Annotated in this window: 17 protein-coding genes, 1 pseudogene and 1 riboswitch; of the genes and pseudogenes, 10 read left to right on the top strand and 8 right to left on the bottom strand. The window is 67.7% G+C overall.

Annotated features, from left to right (window positions below; translation table 11 throughout):
• Positions 1 to 80: 80 nt before the first annotated feature.
• The 3 genes from MKCMC460_RS26180 (at position 81) to MKCMC460_RS26170 (ending at position 2,775) form a co-directional block, all read left to right on the top strand.
• Positions 81 to 1,076: an LLM class F420-dependent oxidoreductase gene (locus MKCMC460_RS26180; RefSeq protein WP_236977985.1), complete on the top strand. Its 996-nt coding sequence runs from the start codon at positions 81 to 83 to the stop codon at positions 1,074 to 1,076.
• Positions 1,077 to 1,202: 126 nt separating this feature from the next.
• Positions 1,203 to 1,628: a Zn-ribbon domain-containing OB-fold protein gene (locus MKCMC460_RS26175; protein WP_236977984.1), complete on the top strand. Its 426-nt coding sequence runs from the start codon at positions 1,203 to 1,205 to the stop codon at positions 1,626 to 1,628.
• Between the two features lies 1 nt (position 1,629).
• Entirely contained in the window at positions 1,630 to 2,775 is a 1,146-nt protein-coding gene (locus MKCMC460_RS26170; RefSeq protein ID WP_236977983.1) for a thiolase family protein, read from the top strand.
• 619 nt (positions 2,776 to 3,394) lie between these two features.
• On the opposite strand, the gene MKCMC460_RS26165 is transcribed toward MKCMC460_RS26170, so the two are convergent.
• Complete coding sequence (locus MKCMC460_RS26165; RefSeq protein ID WP_236977982.1) at positions 3,395 to 5,044, bottom strand: DNA repair helicase XPB; 1,650 nt, start codon at positions 5,042 to 5,044, stop codon at positions 3,395 to 3,397.
• Positions 5,045 to 5,125: 81 nt separating this feature from the next.
• A complete protein-coding gene (locus MKCMC460_RS26160; protein ID WP_238305046.1) occupies positions 5,126 to 7,384 on the bottom strand; it encodes a helicase-associated domain-containing protein in 2,259 nt (752 codons plus the stop codon).
• A 63-nt stretch (positions 7,385 to 7,447) separates the two neighbouring features.
• Between MKCMC460_RS26160 and MKCMC460_RS26155 the strand changes: the two genes are divergently transcribed.
• Genes MKCMC460_RS26155 through MKCMC460_RS26140 form a run of 4 tightly spaced genes read left to right on the top strand, consistent with a single transcriptional unit; the run spans position 7,448 to position 9,046 of the window.
• A complete protein-coding gene (locus tag MKCMC460_RS26155) occupies positions 7,448 to 7,642 on the top strand; it encodes a hypothetical protein (protein WP_180919196.1) in 195 nt (64 codons plus the stop codon).
• Between the two features lie 8 nt (positions 7,643 to 7,650).
• On the top strand, positions 7,651 to 8,148 hold the full coding sequence (gene moaC / locus MKCMC460_RS26150; RefSeq protein WP_236977981.1) for a cyclic pyranopterin monophosphate synthase MoaC: 498 nt from the start codon (positions 7,651 to 7,653) through the stop codon (positions 8,146 to 8,148).
• A complete protein-coding gene (locus MKCMC460_RS26145) occupies positions 8,145 to 8,624 on the top strand; it encodes a molybdenum cofactor biosynthesis protein B (protein ID WP_236977979.1) in 480 nt (159 codons plus the stop codon). Before moaC ends, MKCMC460_RS26145 begins: the two co-directional genes overlap by 4 nt.
• Entirely contained in the window at positions 8,621 to 9,046 is a 426-nt protein-coding gene (locus MKCMC460_RS26140) for a molybdenum cofactor biosynthesis protein MoaE (protein WP_236977977.1), read from the top strand. Before MKCMC460_RS26145 ends, MKCMC460_RS26140 begins: the two co-directional genes overlap by 4 nt.
• A gap of 29 nt (positions 9,047 to 9,075) precedes the next feature.
• Here MKCMC460_RS26140 and MKCMC460_RS26135 read toward each other — a convergent pair whose 3' ends face one another.
• From MKCMC460_RS26135 to MKCMC460_RS26120, 4 genes are all read right to left on the bottom strand, one after another.
• On the bottom strand, positions 9,076 to 9,915 hold the full coding sequence (locus MKCMC460_RS26135) for a transglycosylase family protein (protein ID WP_236977976.1): 840 nt from the start codon (positions 9,913 to 9,915) through the stop codon (positions 9,076 to 9,078).
• A 9-nt stretch (positions 9,916 to 9,924) separates the two neighbouring features.
• A riboswitch (cyclic di-AMP (ydaO/yuaA leader) is annotated at positions 9,925 to 10,131 on the bottom strand.
• A 215-nt stretch (positions 10,132 to 10,346) separates the two neighbouring features.
• Positions 10,347 to 10,637, bottom strand: coding sequence for a MoaD/ThiS family protein (locus tag MKCMC460_RS26130; protein WP_236977975.1), 291 nt, complete (start codon positions 10,635 to 10,637; stop codon positions 10,347 to 10,349).
• Positions 10,630 to 11,700: a GTP 3',8-cyclase MoaA gene (gene moaA, locus MKCMC460_RS26125; protein WP_238305045.1), complete on the bottom strand. Its 1,071-nt coding sequence runs from the start codon at positions 11,698 to 11,700 to the stop codon at positions 10,630 to 10,632. Before moaA ends, MKCMC460_RS26130 begins: the two co-directional genes overlap by 8 nt.
• A complete protein-coding gene (locus tag MKCMC460_RS26120) occupies positions 11,697 to 12,092 on the bottom strand; it encodes a YccF domain-containing protein (protein WP_236977973.1) in 396 nt (131 codons plus the stop codon). Before MKCMC460_RS26120 ends, moaA begins: the two co-directional genes overlap by 4 nt.
• Before the next feature lie 161 nt (positions 12,093 to 12,253).
• Between MKCMC460_RS26120 and MKCMC460_RS26115 the strand changes: the two genes are divergently transcribed.
• Together MKCMC460_RS26115 and MKCMC460_RS26110 are read left to right on the top strand one after the other, a co-directional pair.
• Positions 12,254 to 12,676 (top strand): cold-shock protein, encoded by a 423-nt coding sequence (locus MKCMC460_RS26115; protein WP_236977972.1) that lies wholly within the window; start codon positions 12,254 to 12,256, stop codon positions 12,674 to 12,676.
• Positions 12,677 to 12,726: 50 nt separating this feature from the next.
• Positions 12,727 to 13,731 (top strand): glutathione S-transferase family protein, encoded by a 1,005-nt coding sequence (locus MKCMC460_RS26110; RefSeq protein WP_236977971.1) that lies wholly within the window; start codon positions 12,727 to 12,729, stop codon positions 13,729 to 13,731.
• An 18-nt stretch (positions 13,732 to 13,749) separates the two neighbouring features.
• On the opposite strand, the gene MKCMC460_RS26105 is transcribed toward MKCMC460_RS26110, so the two are convergent.
• Positions 13,750 to 14,244, bottom strand: coding sequence for a DUF2771 domain-containing protein (locus tag MKCMC460_RS26105; RefSeq protein WP_370653033.1), 495 nt, complete (start codon positions 14,242 to 14,244; stop codon positions 13,750 to 13,752).
• 7 nt (positions 14,245 to 14,251) lie between these two features.
• Positions 14,252 to 15,913 (bottom strand): MFS transporter, encoded by a 1,662-nt coding sequence (locus tag MKCMC460_RS26100; RefSeq protein ID WP_236977970.1) that lies wholly within the window; start codon positions 15,911 to 15,913, stop codon positions 14,252 to 14,254.
• 136 nt (positions 15,914 to 16,049) lie between these two features.
• On the opposite strand from MKCMC460_RS26100, the pseudogene MKCMC460_RS26095 reads away from it, so the two are divergent.
• Positions 16,050 to 16,832: pseudogene (locus MKCMC460_RS26095) on the top strand (DUF3027 domain-containing protein); the annotation flags it as partial.
• Positions 16,833 to 16,846: the final 14 nt, after the last annotated feature.

The raw sequence follows: 16,846 nt of genomic DNA, 5'->3' as shown, positions 1-16,846 counted from the left end.
CGGCTAGCTATTAGCCGCTGGATTGGCCGCACTTATCGATGTGCTGTGAGTCCGTCGGCTGCCCCGGCTAGAGTTCGACCATGCGCTTCGGTCTCTTCATCCCGCAAGGCTGGCGAATGGATCTCGTCGGCATCGAACCCCAGCGACACTGGGAGGTGATGCGCGAGCTGGCCACCTATGCGGACGGGGGCGCCTGGGATTCACTGTGGGTCTACGACCACTTCCACACCGTGCCGCTGCCCAGCGACGAAGCCACCCACGAGGCGTGGTCGTTGATGGCGGCGTATGCGGCGGTCACCTCGCGGATCAAGCTCGGCCAGATGTGCACCGCAATGAGCTACCGCAACCCGGTCTATCTGGCCAAGGTGGCGGCCACCACCGACATCATCTCCGGTGGCCGCGTCCAGATGGGTATCGGCGCCGGTTGGTACGAACACGAGTGGCGCGCTTACGGTTACGGCTTCCCGTCGGCCGGCGTGCGGCTGGCCAGGCTGGACGAGGGCGTGCAGATCATGCGGGATGCCTGGCGCGACGGCAAAGTCAGCTTCGACGGCCGGCACTACCAGGTGGACGGTGCGATCGTTGCGCCGAAGCCGTTGCAGGACAATGGTATTCCGTTGTGGATCGCCGGCGGTGGCGAGAAGAAGACGCTGCGCATCGCCGCGCAGTACGCGCAGTTCACCAACTTCACCCCGGAGCCGGAGGCGTTTGCGCACAAGTCGCAGGTCCTCGCCGAGCACTGCCGCAACCTCGGGACCGACTTCGACGCCATCGTCCGGTCGGCAAACTTCACCGCCGTTGTCGGCGCCTCGGAGGCCGAGGTTGCAGACCGGGTCCGACGTGTCCAGGATCGGCTGGCCGGCTACGTGCCCGAGTCGTTGGCGGAGTCGATGGTGGGTGCCATCCCGGACTCGGCGTCCGGGACACCCGAGCAGATCATCGAGCGGCTCACCAACGTGCGCGAACTGGGCTGCGAATACGCGATCTGCTACTTCCCCGAGGCGGCTTACGACCGCTCCGGTATCGAGTTGTTCGAGCGGGAAGTGATCCCCGCACTGAGCTCGCCGAACGGTTAGTAGTGGTGGTGCCGGGGAGCGCCCGGCACGTGACTCTGAGAATTAGATTTCCATTTTTGCGGAACGCTGTTGTACCGTCTGGTGAGTTGCATTATCCCGTGTCTGACGTCCCACGGAGGATCCTCGATGCAGAAGGCACTCGCCCCGGAGATCTCGACCTGGCCCGACGAGGACCCGCAGCTGATCGGCAGTCGCTGTGGCGGCTGCGGCGCCACCACCTTCCCCGTGCAGGAGCGCTGTCCGCGCTGCAGCCTGGGTGAGATGAGCGACGTGTTGCTGCCGCGCCGCGGCACCGTCGTCGCATGGACCACGCAGGGTTTCCCGCCCGGCGCCCCGTATGCTGGGCCTACCGGCAAGGACTTCGTGCCGTTCGGTGTGGGCCTGGTGCAACTCGACGACGTGATTCGGGTCGAGGGCCGGCTCACCGAGAACGACCCCGCCAAGCTGCAGTTCGGCCAGGAGGTCGAGCTGACCATGGTGCCGCTCACCACCGACGAGGACGGCAACGAGGTCGTGACGTTCGCGTTCCGGCCGGTGGGACAGGGTGCCTGAGATGACCAACGACGTCGCGATCATCGGTGTGGGCCTGCACCCATTCGGCCGGTTCGACAAGACGGCCATGCAGATGGGCGCCGAGGCCATCCAGTCCGCCCTGACCGACGCCGGAGTGGAATGGAAGGACATCCAGTTCGGGTTCGGCGGCAGCCACGAGGTCTCCAACCCAGACGCCGTCACCCGACTGGTCGGGCTGACCGGCATCACATTCACCAACGTGTTCAATGCCTGCGCCACCGCGGCCAGCGCGATTCAGCAGACGGCCGACACCATCCGGCTGGGCAAATACGACATCGGCATCGCCATCGGTCTGGACAAGCACCCGCGCGGCGCCTTCACCGACGACCCGGCCAAATTGGCGCTGCCCCAGTGGTATGCGCAGAACGGGCAGTTCGTCACCACCAAGTTCTTCGGGATGAAGGCCAACAAGTATCTGCACGACCACAACATCTCCCAAGAGACACTGGCGCGGGTGGCGAACAAGAACTTCCGCAACGGTGCGCTGAACCCGAATGCGTTTCGGCGCAAGGAGATCTCAGTCGAAGAGATCCTCAACTCGCCGGTTTTGAATTACCCGTTGACGCAGTACATGTTCTGCGCGCCCGACGAGGGCGCAGCCGCGGTGATCATGTGCCGCGCCGATATGGCGCACAAGTACACCGACAAGCCGGTCTACGTGCGGGCCTGCGAAATCCGCACCCGCCGCTACGGCGCCTACGAGGTGCACGCCACGTTCGCACCGCTCGACGAGGACGTCTCACCGACGGTGTATGCGTCCAAGGCGGCGTACGAGGCCGCGGGCATCGGGCCCGAGGACGTCGACGTGGCCCAGTTGCAGGACACCGATGCAGGTAACGAGGTCATCCACATGGCCGAGACCGGCCTGTGCGCCGACGGTGAGCAGGAGAAGCTGCTGGCAGACGGCGCCACCGAGATACACGGTTCGATGCCGGTCAACACCGACGGCGGGCTGATCGCCAACGGCGAGCCGATCGGCGCGTCGGGGCTGCGGCAGATGCACGAGCTGGTGCGTCAGCTGCGCGGGGAGGCCGGTGAACGTCAGGTGCCGGGCAATCCGCGGGTCGGGCTGGCGCAGGTCTACGGGGCGCCGGGCACCGCGTCGGCGACGATCCTGTCGCTCTAGCTGTGCCGCAGTGGGTTTGCGGGTTTGCAGTCGCTTGAGTGGGCTCTGGGTCGGTGCGTGCGGTGCCTTGGCTTTGGGTGCGACGCCTTGGCGTTGGATGTGAAGTCTGGGCGTTGGGTGTGAAGTCTGGGCGTTGATTGTGTAGTGGTGGCGGGATTTTCGACGTTTGGCCGCCGTGGGTTCACTCTCGACGCCGTGGCTTCACACGCAAGGCCGTCGGTTCACTCTCGACGCCGTGGATTCACTCTCGACGCCGTGGCTTCACACGCAACGCCGTGGGTTCACTCTCGATCCCTTGGGTTCACCCAATTAGCAGGCGGCGCAATGTTGTTGCGTGTGCGGTCGTTGGGGTGTGAAGTCTGGGCGTTGGGTGTGAAGTCTGGGCGTTGATTGTGTAGTGGTGGCGGGATTTTCGACGTTTGGCCGCCGTGGGTTCACTCTCGACGCCGAAGCTTCACACCCAACGCCGAAGCTTCACACCCAACGCCGAAGCTTCACACCCAACGCCGAAGCCTCACTCTCAACGCCGTGGCTTCACACGCAACGCCTGCACTTCACCCGCAACGCCGACGCTTCACCCTAGAAGCCGCCGACAAACCCTCGACCGCCGCGGCGTCGCTCAGATGGCCGGCCCCAGCAGGTCATCGGCGTCGCGGATGATGTAGCCGTAGCCCTGCTCGGCCAGGAAGCGTTGCCGGTGCGCGGCGTACTCGGCATCCAGGCTGTCGCGTGCCACCACCGAATAGAAGATGGCGCCGCCGCCGTCGGCCTTCGGCCTCAGCAGCCGGCCCAGCCGCTGGGCCTCCTCTTGGCGGGACCCGAAGGTACCCGAAACCTGCACCGCCACCGACGCTTCCGGTAGATCGATGGAGAAGTTGGCGACTTTGGACACCACCAACGTGGAGACCTCGCCGGTGCGGAACTTGTCGAACAGCTCCTCACGCTCCCGAGTCTTCGTCGACCCCTGAATCACCGGTGCATCCAGTTCGGCGCCGAGTTCCTCGAGCTGGTCCAGGTAGGCGCCGATCACCAGCGTCTGCTCGCCGGGATGATTTTTCAGAATCGACTTGACCACAGCAACTTTGGTGTGCACCGTCGAGCACAGTTTATAGCGCTCCTCTGGTTCGGCAGTCGCGTAGTTCATCCGCTCGCTGTCGGTCATGGTGACCCGAACTTCTACGCACTCCGCCGGAGCGATCCAGCCCTGCGCCTCGATGTCCTTCCACGGCGCGTCATACCGCTTCGGGCCGATCAGGGAGAACACGTCGCCCTCGCGGCCGTCTTCCCGAATGAGGGTGGCGGTCAAGCCAAGTCGCCGCCGCGACTGCAGGTCGGCGGTCATCCGGAACACCGGCGCCGGCAGCAGGTGCACCTCGTCGTAGATGATCAGTCCCCAGTCGCGGCTGTCGAAGAGTTCGAGGTGCCGGTACTCGCCCTTGCTGCGACGGGTGACCATCTGATACGTCGAGATGGTGACGGGGCGAATCTCCTTCTTTTCTCCGGAGTATTCGCCGATCTCGTCTTCGGTCAGCGACGTGCGCGCCACCAACTCACGTTTCCACTGCCGGGCCGCCACGATGTTGGTGACCAGGATCAGCGTGGTGGCCTGAGCTTTGGCCATCGCCGCCGCGCCGACCAGCGTCTTGCCGGCCCCGCACGGCAGCACCACCACACCTGACCCGCCGGCCCAGAACGAATCGGTGGCCAGCTGCTGATAGTCACGCAACTCCCAGCCGTCGGGCTGCAGGCTGATGGGGTGTGCCTCGCCGTCCACGTACCCGGCGAGATCCTCTGCGGGCCAACCGATCTTGAGCAGCAGCTGCTTGACCCGGCCGCGCTCGCTGGGGTGCACGACGACGGTGTCGTCATCGATGCGGGCACCCAGCATCGGCGCGATCTTCTTGTTGCGCAACACTTCCTCGAGCACCGCGCGGTCCAGACTGACCAGCGTCAGACCGTGCGCGGGGTGCTTGACCAGTTGCAATCGCCCGTATCGCGCCATGGTGTCGACGATGTCGACGAGCAACGGCTGGGGCACCGCGTAGCGCGAGAAGCTGACCAGTGCGTCGACCACCTGCTCGGCGTCGTGGCCCGCCGCTCGCGCGTTCCACAGCGCCAGTGGCGTGATGCGATAGGTGTGCACGTGCTCGGGTGCGCGTTCCAGCTCGGCGAACGGCGCGATGGCGGCGCGCGCCGCCCCCGCGAGCTCGTGATCCACCTCGAGCAGCACAGTCTTGTCGGACTGCACTATCAACGGTCCGTCAGTCATTTCAGCGCCACTCCTTCCCCGTCGCTGTGCTCTGCATCGTCGTCGGCGCACATCAGTTCATTATCGTCGGTGGACCGACAACTACCGTTCGTCGGGCGACATCACCGAGGTGATCCGGTGGATGGCGAAGTCGCGTAGCCGCCCGGACGCCGAATCGAACGCCATCAGCTGACCGCCCTTGACCACGATCGGGGACACCACCCGCTGAGTCGCCACGCCGGCGGCGTCGAGGTATCCGATGAGCACCGTTTCCTGGTCTTTCGCGGCGCGCTGCAGCAGCGCGATGGCGACGGTGGAATCGATGCGGCTGCTGCCGAACGGCGCCGCGGTCACCGTGCGCAACACCGCCACCACCGCTTGCAGGGTGTCGGCGCCGGGCCGCGCCGGGGGCCGGTAGGGTCGGCGGCGCTGTGGCGCGGGTACGCGCGCGCCGCGGCTGCGCACGTCGACGATCGCGCCGGTGGAGTCCTCGGCCGCCGGGGCGAACCCCGCCGACCGCAACGCCGCCAGTACCTCGGCGATCGACGCCGGGGACACCGCCACCGTCGGGGCCAATGCCCGCAGCTGTAGATCGTTGGCAGCTGCCGCAGCGACCGCCTGGGCGAGCAACGCCGGATCCTCGCAGCGCACGAACGACGCCGCCATGCCGATCCTGAGCTGTCCATGCCGCCGCGCGACGTCGTCGATCAGATAGGTGAGTCCTTGTGGCACGGGCGTTTTCGAGTGGTTGGCGAAGAAATCTTGCATCCAGTCCCGCGTCTTGCCGATGTCGAGCGCGTGCCGGATGGACTGCTCGCTGACTCGGTAAACCATTGCCGCGCCGGCAGATTCGACGTCGGCGACGGTGGCTAGTTCGTCGGCAAGTTCACGTTCCAATGGGCCCGGCACCACCACTGTCAGATCGGCCTGCACCAGGAAGTGGTCGATCGGCTTGGGCAGCGCGCGGGCCATCGCGGCGATGACCGCACCCGGATCATCTTCGGACCCCAGCAGAACTCGACCCGGCGTGCTGATCGCCCCGCGGCCCACCAGGCCCAGCGCGTGCGCTTCGGACAACAAATCGGCGACCGGCCCGGGTTGCAGCCGTCGCGACCACCGCGGGCGGCGCCAGATCAACGCCGCCGACGCGGTGGTTTCGTCGACCCCGGCGCCCTCCGGCAACTCGGCGAGCATGCCGAGCAGCAGCCGCCGGTCCAACGGGGCTGCGGTGGAGAACAGCGAGTCCGACAGTGCGCCATAAGTTTTGCCGTCAGGGCCGCGGGTGCCGATCAGCGTGGGCCGACCGGGCAGGTCCAGCCAGGTGTCGGCCAGCAGGAACCAACGGTCGGCGGCGGTAAGAGTGGTGTAGCGATCGGCGGCTGTGGTCGGCGCCCAGTACGGTCCCTCGCCATAGGTCGGTTCCGGATCGGGCATCCCGCTACCGATCAGGCCGGCCGCCGCCGCGAGTTCGAGGATCAGGCCCACGCGGGGCTCGTCGATGCCGGTCGACTTGGCCAACCGCTTGATGTCGCGAATCCCGAGCCCGCCGCTGCGTAGCTCGGAGACCGGTGTGGCACTGAGGTTTTCCAGCAGGACGTCGACCTGGCGCAGCAGATCGATGACCGCCCCGGCGGCCGCGGCATCGGCATCGGCGGGTTTGGTGGCCGAAACTACCGGGTCGGGGGCGGTCAGTCGGATGGGACCGGGATTCTCCCCGCGCAATACCTGCCCGACGTGGCGCGGCAGAATGACCGTTTCGGCGTCGATGCGGCGCAGCAGTCCCGCCGACAGCAGCCGTGGCACCGGCCGGTCCGGGGGAGCGCCAGGGGCGGCGTCGCGGGTACGCCCCATCGGGGAGCCCTCCAGCAGCTTTTCCAACACGTCTCGTTCCGGTGCGTCGAGTCCGTCGATCAGGGCGGCGATCTGCTCGGCGGTGGGTGAGCGATCCTCGAGCGTCACCTGGCCGGGATGCCACGGCAGGGCGGTCCCGGTGTCGCCGGCCACCCGCACCGCCGCGTCGCCCCACACCAGGGCACGTTGTCTGAGGTCGTCAAGTGCGGCGAGCACGTCCGGCTGCGGAGCGTGGTCGCCGATCAGGGCCAACAGCTTGGCCACCGGCACCGGCTCGACGTCGGCCTGCAGCACCAGCAGCGCATCGAGAACCGCCAGGCGCAGGAAGTCGAGGTCGTCGGTCGCGGCCTTGATCGACTGTCGAGCCTGGGCGCGTGCGGCCAGTGCCGCGATGCTGCCGGGTGGGGGCTGGGCAAGGTCCGGCCGCAGCTCCAACAGCAGGATCAGCCGCTCGTCGGGCAGGTCGGCCAGCCAAGACCCCAGCGGGATATCCGGGGTGTGTTCGGTCATTGCTGATCAAGCGTAGGCCCGACCGGTGGCCTTCCGTCGCGTACGGTGTGCGGACCTGTCAGAATGGACCGCGTGGCTGACGCAGGCAAGGCAAAGTATGTGGACAACGGCTGGCCCACTACGGACCCCGACGACCACGCGGTGAGCGAACTCGTGACCGACCGCACGGGCGCGCTGTCACCCTTTGGCGAAGTGGTGTTCCCGGTGCCCGCCGAGGAGTTGCCCTATGTTCATCCGGTGACCATTGCCACCTGGTAGTCGCCGGTATGTCCGGGGCGGCTGAGCACTCAGAGGTTCCCGCGCTGTCGCACCTGGACGAGCGGGGCGCCGCGCACATGGTCGACGTCACCGACAAAAGCACCACCCGGCGCACCGCTGTCGCGGCGGGCGCGCTGCGCACCTCCCCGGACGTAGTGGCGTTGATCTCGACCGGCGGCCTGCCCAAGGGCGATGCCTTGGCGACCGCACGGGTCGCGGGCATCCTCGCCGCCAAGCGCACCAGCGATCTGATACCGCTGTGCCACCAACTGGCGCTCACCGGGGTCGACGTCGACTTCAGCGTCGGCACCTCAGATATCGAGATCAACGCGACGGTGCGCAGCACCGACCGAACGGGGGTGGAGATGGAGGCCCTGACTGCGGTCAGCGTGGCGGCCCTGACCCTCTACGACATGATCAAAGCGGTGGATCCGGGCGCGCGCATCGACGATATCCGGGTGCTCAGCAAAGAGGGCGGTCGCAGCGGAAGTTGGGTGAGACAATGAGCCGATCTGCACGAGTGGTGATCGCGTCCACTCGGGCTGCTTCCGGTGCCTACGCCGACGAATGCGGGCCGATCATCACTGAATGGCTTGAGGATCAAGGCTTTTCATCTGTCGAAGCGCGGGTGGTGGCCGACGGAAATCCGGTCGGTGATGCACTGAACGACGCGCTCGACGACAACGTAGATGTGATCATCACCTCCGGCGGAACCGGTATCTCACCCACCGACAGTACCCCCGAGCAAACCGTTGCGGTGTTGGATTTCGTCATTCCCGGATTGGCCGACGCGATCCGGCAGGCCGGGTTGCCGCGGGTGCCGACGTCGGTGCTGTCGCGCGGGGTCTGCGGGGTGGCCGGCAACACCTTGGTGGTCAACCTGCCTGGCTCACCCGGCGGGGTGCGGGACGGCCTCGGGGTGCTCGCGGGCGTACTGGATCACGCGCTTGCCCAACTCGCCGGCGAAGATCACCGGCGATGAACCTGGTCCTGCGCGCCGCAGTGACCGAGCAGCCGATCCTTCTCGCCGAGCACGAGGCGTTGGTGGGTCACCAATCCGCAGGGGCCGTCGTCGGCTTCGTCGGCATGATCCGTGACCACGACGGCGGTCGTCGGGTGGTGCGGCTGGAGTACACCGCGCACCCGTCAGCCCCCGAGGTTTTTGCTGAGGTGGTTGCCGACGTAGCCGGGCAGGCCAGCGGCGTCCGAGCGGTCGCGGCCAGTCACCGGGTCGGGGTGTTGCACATCGGGGAGGCCGCGCTGGTGGCTGCCGTCGCCGCCGACCATCGCCAAGCGGCGTTTGCTACGTGTGCCGTGTTGGTAGACAGCATCAAAGAGCGGCTTCCGGTCTGGAAGCACCAATTCTTCGACGACGGATCCGAAGAGTGGGTGGGTTCGGCCTGAGCCGGCGCGGCGCAGGCCGAACCTGACGGTTACAGGACGGGACCCGCCACGAGCGCGTCGAGCGCGTCGTTGCCGGCGATGCCCTGGCCCACGATCGACTGCCACAGCTGCTGCGTGTAACCGACGGTGGTGACGTCGTGAACCCCGGTGGGGCCGGCGTCGACGGGCGGCGGCACGTCACCGGGCTGGAAGCCGGCATCGACAGGCGCCGGAGCCGGCGGGAGGTCGGCCGGAGCCGGGGGCAGGTCGGCCGGAGCCGGGGGCAGGTCCGCGGGAGCAGGAGCCAGGTCCGCGGGAGCAGGGGGCAGGTCCGCGGGAGCGGGCGGCAAATCGGCCGGCGCGGGCGGCAGGTCGGCCGGCGCGGGGGCCAGCTCGTTGCCGGTCATCTGGATCGGCGCCGGGGCCTCCTCCACGGGCGGTGGCAGCTCGCTGTTCGCGGCGGGCACTTCCTGCGGCTGGTCGAACGGACCGAAGCCGGCCGGCTCGGGAAGGGGGTTGCGGGGCGACGGTCCCGACAGCGCGGTGCCACACACCGGCCACGCGCCGCGGCCCTGGGTCGCCAGTACGCGCTCGGCGACGGCGATCTGCTGGTCCTTGGTGGCCATCTGCGCCGACGGGGCGTACTGGCTGCCGCCGTGCGAGGCCCAGGTGCCGGCCGCGAACTGCACGCCGCCGTAGAAGCCGTTACCGGTGTTGATGGCCCAGTTACCGCCGGATTCGCAGCGGGCTACAGCGTCCCACTCCGCATCGGTGGCAGCGGTCGCCTGGCCGGCCATGGCGATGGCGCCGCCACCGAGGACCGTGCCGGTGAAGGCGATCTTGGCGACGCTGACGCCGGAGGTAGTGGGCTTGCGGTGCCGTCCACTCATACGTCCAGAAATTCCTCTCGTGTACACGCCTGCGAGGTCAGCTGTCGGGTTCGGGTGGGAGAGGTCACCCGGCCGCCTCGCGGCTGTCGCCACGACGTCGGCTTCACCCCTAGGGACCATGACGGCCCCAGTCCGATCTCGGCGGACCTGGTGGGTCCCCCGCCTCCATCCGCGGGTCGGAATCCCTCGACCTACTGGATGGAGCTAGGCGCGTAACAGGTGAGGGAGGGTCCGTCTTTCGGGTTGGCTGACGAACCTTCCGAGACGGTAGCGGGTTCCGGCGATCCCGTCACGTCTAGAAGAAACCGGCGTTTTGGACACAAAAGTCGCGAAAAACCGCAGGAACGGTCTGCATTTGCGCAGCTCGGAGCGGCCGAAACCGGAGCGTGGCCGGGCCGTTATCGTTCCGTTATGTGAGGCATTTCACAGTTTTAACCGCCGGCGAACGGCGGGAGTACGTCAACGGTGTCGCCGGCGGATAACGCGGTGGCCTCATCTCGAACGGCAATTCCGTCGCGCAGATAAGAGCAGCGTTCCAATACCGTTGCCAGGCGGGTACCCCGGCGCGCCAGATTCTGAACCAGGCCGGCCACCGTGGTGCCGGTTGGCAACTCGACCGTTTCCCACTCGATACCCGCGGCTGCCCGGGCGGCCGCGAAGTACCGGACGGTCACCTCGATCCGGACGGCCGTCGTAGCTGCGTCAACGGGGCCCTCAGCCACCGATGGCACTCATCGGGCGGTCGGGCTGGACGAACCCGGGGTCGTTGATGCCGTGCCCCGCGGGCTTGGCCCACATCGCGTCGCGCCACGCCGCCTCGATGGCGTCGTCCCCGGCGCCGCCGCGCAGTAGGGCGCGCAGGTCGGTCTCTTCGGTGGAGAACAGGCAGCTGCGGATCTGGCCGTCGGCGGTGAGCCGGGTGCGGTCGCAGGCCGAGCAAAACGCGTGCGACACCGAGGCGATGACGCCGAACTTGGCGGCGGGCGTGCCGGGGCCGGTGTCGACCAGCCAGAGTTCGGCGGGGGCCGAACCGCGCGGCGCTGGATCGGGTCGCAGCCGGAAGTGCGGGCGCAGCGCAGCCAGCACGTCGTCGGCGCTCAGCGCCGCTTGGCGGCGCCACCGGTGGCCCGCATCGAGCGGCATCTGCTCGATGACCCGCAACTGGTAGCCGTGCGCCACGCAGAACCTCAGCAACTCGACGACGTCTTCGCGACCGGTCGCGGGGTCCAGAACGGCATTGACCTTCACCGGTGCCAGACCGGCTGCCGCAGCGGCGGCCAGTCCGGCCAGCACGTCGGCCAGCCGGTCCCGACGGGTGATGGCCGCGAAGTGGGCGGGGTCGATGCTGTCCACCGACACGTTGACGCGGTCCAGACCCGCCGCCGCCAGCGCGGCCGCCCGCCGCGCCAGTCCGACGCCGTTGGTGGTCAATGAAATCTCCGGGCGCGGAGTGAGGCGGGCTGCGGTGGCCACGACGTCTTCGAGGTGGCGGGCCAGCAGTGGCTCACCCCCGGTGAAGCGCACGCTGGTGATGCCGAGTCGGGTCACCGCGATCCGCAGCAGACGAGCCAGTTCGTCGCTGCGCAGCAATTGGTCGCCGGGCAGCCAGTCCAAGCCGTCCGCGGGCATGCAGTACGTGCAGCGAAGATTGCAGCGGTCGGTCAGCGAGACGCGCAGGTCGGTGGCGATCCGGCCGTACGTGTCGAGCAGCGGTCCGGCGCCGGGTGGCCGCCGATGTTTGCTGGGGGCGGGCATCCCGGGCAATCCCAGCGCGGTCGGCGTCATGCTCGGGCCCGCGCCGGCCAGTCGGCGGGAACGATCTCCTTACCGAGCGGCATCAGCGACACCGGGATCATCTTCAAATTCGCCAATGCCAGCGGGATGCCGACGATCGTGGCGGCCATCGCCAGCGCGCTGGTCAGATGACCGATCGCCAACCACAGCCCACACAGCAGGATCCAGATCACGTTGCCGATCAGGGCGCCCGCTCCGGAGCCGGGCTTGTCCACGATGGTGCGACCGAACGGCCACAGCGCGTAGGACGCGATCCGCAGGGAGGCGAAGCCGAACGGGATCGTGACGATGAGCAGGAAGCAGACGAGCGCGGCCAGCAGGTATCCGAGGGCCAGCCAGAGGCCACCGAATACCAGCCAGATGACGTTCAGGATCAGGCGCATAATCTCCTCCAGCGGTACCGCCAGCCTACCGAGTTAGGGGTAAACCGGGATGCTCGGCGGCCGATGCGCCGAGTAGGATCTGTGATCGTCATCGCGTCCTGCGCAGGCGGGACGCGTCTTTGTGTGGAATACCCCATCCGTGAGACAAGCAGGTGAGAGCAGTGCCGACCGGCAAAGTGAAGTGGTACGACTCCGAGAAGGGGTTCGGCTTCCTGTCGCAGGAGGACGGCGAGGACGTCTACGTCCGTTCGTCGGCGTTGCCCGCCGGTGTCGAGGGGCTCAAGGCGGGACAGCGCGTCGAGTTCGGCATCGCCTCGGGACGGCGGGGACCGCAGGCCCTGAGCCTCAAGCTGCTCGAGCCGCCGCCGAGCCTGGCCCGGACGCGCCGGGAGGCCTCACGCCGGGAACCACCCGCCGAGCACAAGCACAGTCCCGACGAGTTGCACGGCATGGTCGAGGACATGATCACTCTGCTGGAGAGCACTGTGCAGCCCGAGTTGCGCAAGGGCCGCTACCCGGACCGCAAGACCGCCCGGCAGATCTCCGAGGTGGTCAAGGCGGTCGCGCGGGAGTTCGAGGCGTAACGCCCCGCCGCGCGTGCTACGCCGGCGCCCGAGAGGGCAGGATTGTCTACATGTCCTCTTATGTGGCCGGCAAGGGCGAATTCAACCGCGACACCAACTACATCACCACCCGCATCACCGCCGATGGTCGCGACGGCTATCCGGTCGAGCCGGGTAGATACCGGCTGGTGGTGGCCCGCGCCTGTCCGTGGGCCAACCGCGCGATCATCGTGCGGCGGTTGCTGGGTCTGGAATCGGTTCTCTCCATTGGCTTTTGCGGTCCGACGCATGACCAGCGCAGTTGGACCTTTGATCTCGATCCCGGCGGCGTAGACCCGGTCCTGAAGATCCCGCGGCTACAGGATGCCTACTTCAGGCGATTCCCGGACTATCCCAAGGGCATCACCGTTCCGGCGATCGTGGACATCCCGACCGGCGCGGTGGTGACCAACGACTTCGCCCAGATCACCTTGGATTTCTCCACCGAATGGACCGGCTACCACCGGCCGGGGGCGCCGCAGCTGTATCCCGAGGAACTGCGCGCCGAGATCGACGAAGTGAGCAAGAGGATCTATACCGAGATCAACAACGGTGTCTACCGGTGCGGGTTCGCCGGCGCGCAGCAGGCATACGAGTCCGCCTACGACCGGCTGTTCACCGCGCTCGACTGGGTGAGTGAACGCTTGAGAGCTCAGCGATTCCTGGTGGGCGACACCATTACCGAGGCCGATGTGCGATTGTTCACCACCCTGGCCCGCTTCGATCCGGTGTACCACGGGCATTTCAAGTGCAACCGCCAGAAACTATCCGAGATGCCGGTGTTATGGGCCTACGCGCGAGACCTGTTCCAGACCCCGGGCTTCGGCGATACCACCGACTTCGTCCAGATCAAGCAGCACTATTACATCGTGCATTCCGACATCAACCCCACAGGTATCGTCCCCAAGGGACCGGACCTGGCCAACTGGCTTTCGCCGCACGGCCGTGAAGCGTTGGGCGGCAGGCCTTTTGGTGACGGCACGCCGCCGGGGCCGACGCCCGATGGCGAACGGGTGCCGGTCGGTCACGGCGCGTAACCCGCCGGCTGGGGACGATCAAAAGTTAACGCGCACAGACCATTCGGCGTGGGGCGGGAAGAATTCCTCCCCGTTGTAGACGAGCTTGGTGAGTAGCTGCACCACCACCCCGGTTAGCCGGCCGCGCTGCGGGTCGGTGGTGGGGATGGTGACGGCCAGCGTGCTGTTCGGCCGGAAGATGGTGGTGGTGTCCTTGGTCGGATCCTCATATGTCTGCAGCAGTTTCCACGGTGCGCGACTGATGGCCTCCGGCACCGAGAGCTGCACCGGATAACGCTCGCTCACCGATAATTCGCCCTGCGTCCGTGGCTCCTGGCAGTCGTTGAGATTCAGGACGTTGCAATACATGTAGGGGCCCACCTTGGTCAGGTGACCGTTCGAATAGGCGCTGATCACCGGGTAGGACGGGCCGCGATCACGCACCAGCAGCCAGGTCCCGACCCCCGCCGCCGCGGCAAGCACGATCACGCTGACGAGCAGTGCGACGATGCGGGGTTTGAGCGACGGCCTCACCGGGGACTCACTGCGGCGTCACCCGGGTTTCCGGCGCGCCCCGGTGCCAGCCCTCCTGCTCGACCATGATCGGTCGGTTGCCGCCGAGCCCAGGAATCAGCGAGCGGCCCTGGAAGCTGACGACCGTCTGGGCCAGACCCAGGATCAGCAGCGCGCTGACCGCGGTGAAACCCACCCACAGGTCGGTGTAGACCAACACGCCCAGGGCGCCACCCAACACCCACGCCAACTGCAGGGTCGACTCGGAACGCCCGAAACCCGAGGCACGCGACTCCTCGGGAAGATCGTTCTGCAACGACGCGTCCAGCGACGCCTTCGCGATGGCGCTGGACCCCGAGGTGAACAGCGTGGCGACGACGACCGCGATCAGATGCCCGGCCACCGCGGCGGCCAGCGCGAACGCGGTGACCACCAGGGTGCAGCGCACCACCAGCACGGCGGGGCGGCCCAGCTTCAACCGCGCGCTGGCGAAATTTCCGGCGAAGTTGCCGATGGCTGCGGCCGCACCGATCATTCCCAACATGGCCAGCTGAACCCAGCCGTCGGCGTCGTGCGCCTTGGCGACGAACGCCGGATAGAGGAACAGGAACCCGACCATCACCTTGATCGTGCAGTTGCCCCACAGCGAGGTGATGATGTTGCGGCCCAACGGCTGTCGAGGTTTCTCCTTAACCGGCTTGGCCTCGGTGTGCCAGCTGCGCCGCATCGTGTCGCTGTCGCGGTGATAGCTCAACGTGGCCGGCACCTCGCCGGCGGTGACCTCGACCCAACTCGGGATCCGCATGGACAGCAGCGCCCCGGCGATCGTGATGCCGACGACGACGAACAACGCGCCGGGCAGCTTGAACAGATGCGTGCAGGCGAACTCCACGCCGGCCGCGACCGCACCGCCGGCGATGGTGCCGCCGAGCAGCCCGAAGACCGTCAGCCGGGAATTGACCCGCACCAGGTCGATGCTGGGCGGCATCACCCGCGGGGTGACCGCGCTGCGCAGCACACTGAACGACTTGGAGAACACCATCATGGCCAGCGCGCAGGGGTAGAGCACCCACGACGGGAAACTGCCGCTTGCGCCGTCGTAGTTGATGATCAGCACCAGCGCGAGCGCGGTGCGCAGCGCGAAGGACAGCGCCAGCGCGACCCGGCGACCGTGCTGCAACTTGTCCAGCGCCGGTCCGATCAGCGGCGCGATCACGGCGAACGGCGCAATGGTGATCAGTAGGTAGAGGGCGACTTTGGACTTGCTCTCCCCGCTGGCCGCCGCGAAGAACAACGTGTTGGCCAGGGCCACCGCCATCGCGGAGTCGACCGCGAAATTTGCCATCACCGGCCAGGTCAGCGCGGTGAGGCCGGACTTGTCGGCGCCGTCGGCGGTGGCGGCGCGCTGCACCATCCAGTACATCCGCGAGCCCATCTCACGGCTGCGCATGGCCGCGGCACGGGTGACGGTGATGCGTTCGCCGTTGTTGAAGCCGCGCGGCGGGGGAGGCGTCGTGTCGCGACGGGGCGGTTCGTGACCCAGCGGCGGCAGGTACCGGTTGGAACTGGGCATCGGCGGTGGCCGCCGGGACCGGCGGTGGTCGGCGTCGCCAGCCGGGTAGTTGGCCATCCCGGGATGTTCCTGAAAGGATCCTTCGTCTCGGGTCCGGCGGCCCGGGGGTGGGGCCATACGGCCCGGTTGATCACGCCTCGGTCCAGACACGGTTCAATTCTGTCTTATGTCGGCTGCCGGCGGAGGAAACCGGTGTGGCTGGGCGGACGTGTCTTCCGGCAGTATTGGTGAGGCAATGCAGAGAGGTGAGAGCGTGACCGGACCCATCGAGGAGTCCTCCCGGCCGGCTGGTGCCGTGACGGCGACGGCCTGGCCCGACGAGATCGCGGAGGTGCTCACGGGTGCGGCCGAGCAGGCCCGGGCCGCCGTCGCGGAGTTCAGCGGGGCCGAGGCCGTAGGGGATTACCTGGGTGTCAGCTACGAGGACCCGAACGCCGCCACCCATCGGTTCCTGGCGCACCTGCCGGGTTACCAGGGTTGGCAGTGGGCCGTCGTCGTCGCCTCGTACCTGGGCGCGGACCATGCCACCATCAGCGAAGTGGTGCTGATCCCGGGGCCGACGGCACTGCTGGCGCCCGAGTGGGTGCCGTGGGAGCAGCGGGTGCGGCCCGGCGATTTGGGGCCGGGGGATCTGCTGGCCCCCGTCAAGGACGACCCGCGGCTGGTGCCGGGTTACACCGCCAGCGGTGACCCGCAGGTCGACGACGTCGCCTACGAGCTGGGGCTGGGCCGTCGCTGGGTGATGAGCGCCTGGGGCCGCGCGGATGCCGCCGAGCGCTGGCACGAGGGCGACTACGGGCCGGATTCGGCGATGTCGCGGTCTACCAAGCGGGTGTGCCGCGACTGCGGGTTCTTCCTGCCGCTGGCAGGGTCGCTGGGCGCGATGTTCGGGGTGTGCGGCAACGAACTGTCCGCCGATGGCCACGTCGTGGACAAGCTGTACGGCTGCGGTGCGCACTCGGACACGCCGGCTCCGCCGGGCACCGGGTCGCCGATGTACGAGCCGTACGACGACGGCGTGCTGGAGGTGGTTCAGACGACCGTGGTTGC

Source organism: Mycobacterium sp. 20KCMC460 (assembly GCF_022179425.1).
Lineage (GTDB): Bacteria > Actinomycetota > Actinomycetes > Mycobacteriales > Mycobacteriaceae > Mycobacterium > Mycobacterium kiyosense.
The sequence above is the reverse complement of the archived record's forward strand: the minus strand, read 5'-3'. Positions and strand labels throughout refer to the sequence as shown.

Excerpts from the sequence above, each read along its gene's own strand:
- MKCMC460_RS26100 (WP_236977970.1), bottom strand. The coding sequence starts at position 15,913 with ATGGCCCCACCCCCGGGCCGCCGGACCCGAGACGAAGGATCCTTTCAG.
- MKCMC460_RS26175 (WP_236977984.1), top strand. The coding sequence starts at position 1,203 with ATGCAGAAGGCACTCGCCCCGGAGATCTCGACCTGGCCCGACGAGGAC.
- MKCMC460_RS26145 (WP_236977979.1), top strand. The coding sequence starts at position 8,145 with ATGAGCCGATCTGCACGAGTGGTGATCGCGTCCACTCGGGCTGCTTCC.
- MKCMC460_RS26110 (WP_236977971.1), top strand. The coding sequence starts at position 12,727 with ATGTCCTCTTATGTGGCCGGCAAGGGCGAATTCAACCGCGACACCAAC.
- MKCMC460_RS26140 (WP_236977977.1), top strand. The coding sequence starts at position 8,621 with ATGAACCTGGTCCTGCGCGCCGCAGTGACCGAGCAGCCGATCCTTCTC.
- MKCMC460_RS26160 (WP_238305046.1), bottom strand. The coding sequence starts at position 7,384 with ATGACCGAACACACCCCGGATATCCCGCTGGGGTCTTGGCTGGCCGAC.
- moaA (WP_238305045.1), bottom strand. The coding sequence starts at position 11,700 with ATGACGCCGACCGCGCTGGGATTGCCCGGGATGCCCGCCCCCAGCAAA.
- moaC (WP_236977981.1), top strand. The coding sequence starts at position 7,651 with ATGTCCGGGGCGGCTGAGCACTCAGAGGTTCCCGCGCTGTCGCACCTG.
- MKCMC460_RS26180 (WP_236977985.1), top strand. The coding sequence starts at position 81 with ATGCGCTTCGGTCTCTTCATCCCGCAAGGCTGGCGAATGGATCTCGTC.
- MKCMC460_RS26135 (WP_236977976.1), bottom strand. The coding sequence starts at position 9,915 with ATGAGTGGACGGCACCGCAAGCCCACTACCTCCGGCGTCAGCGTCGCC.
- MKCMC460_RS26165 (WP_236977982.1), bottom strand. The coding sequence starts at position 5,044 with ATGACTGACGGACCGTTGATAGTGCAGTCCGACAAGACTGTGCTGCTC.
- MKCMC460_RS26170 (WP_236977983.1), top strand. The coding sequence starts at position 1,630 with ATGACCAACGACGTCGCGATCATCGGTGTGGGCCTGCACCCATTCGGC.
- MKCMC460_RS26155 (WP_180919196.1), top strand. The coding sequence starts at position 7,448 with ATGGACCGCGTGGCTGACGCAGGCAAGGCAAAGTATGTGGACAACGGC.
- MKCMC460_RS26120 (WP_236977973.1), bottom strand. The coding sequence starts at position 12,092 with ATGCGCCTGATCCTGAACGTCATCTGGCTGGTATTCGGTGGCCTCTGG.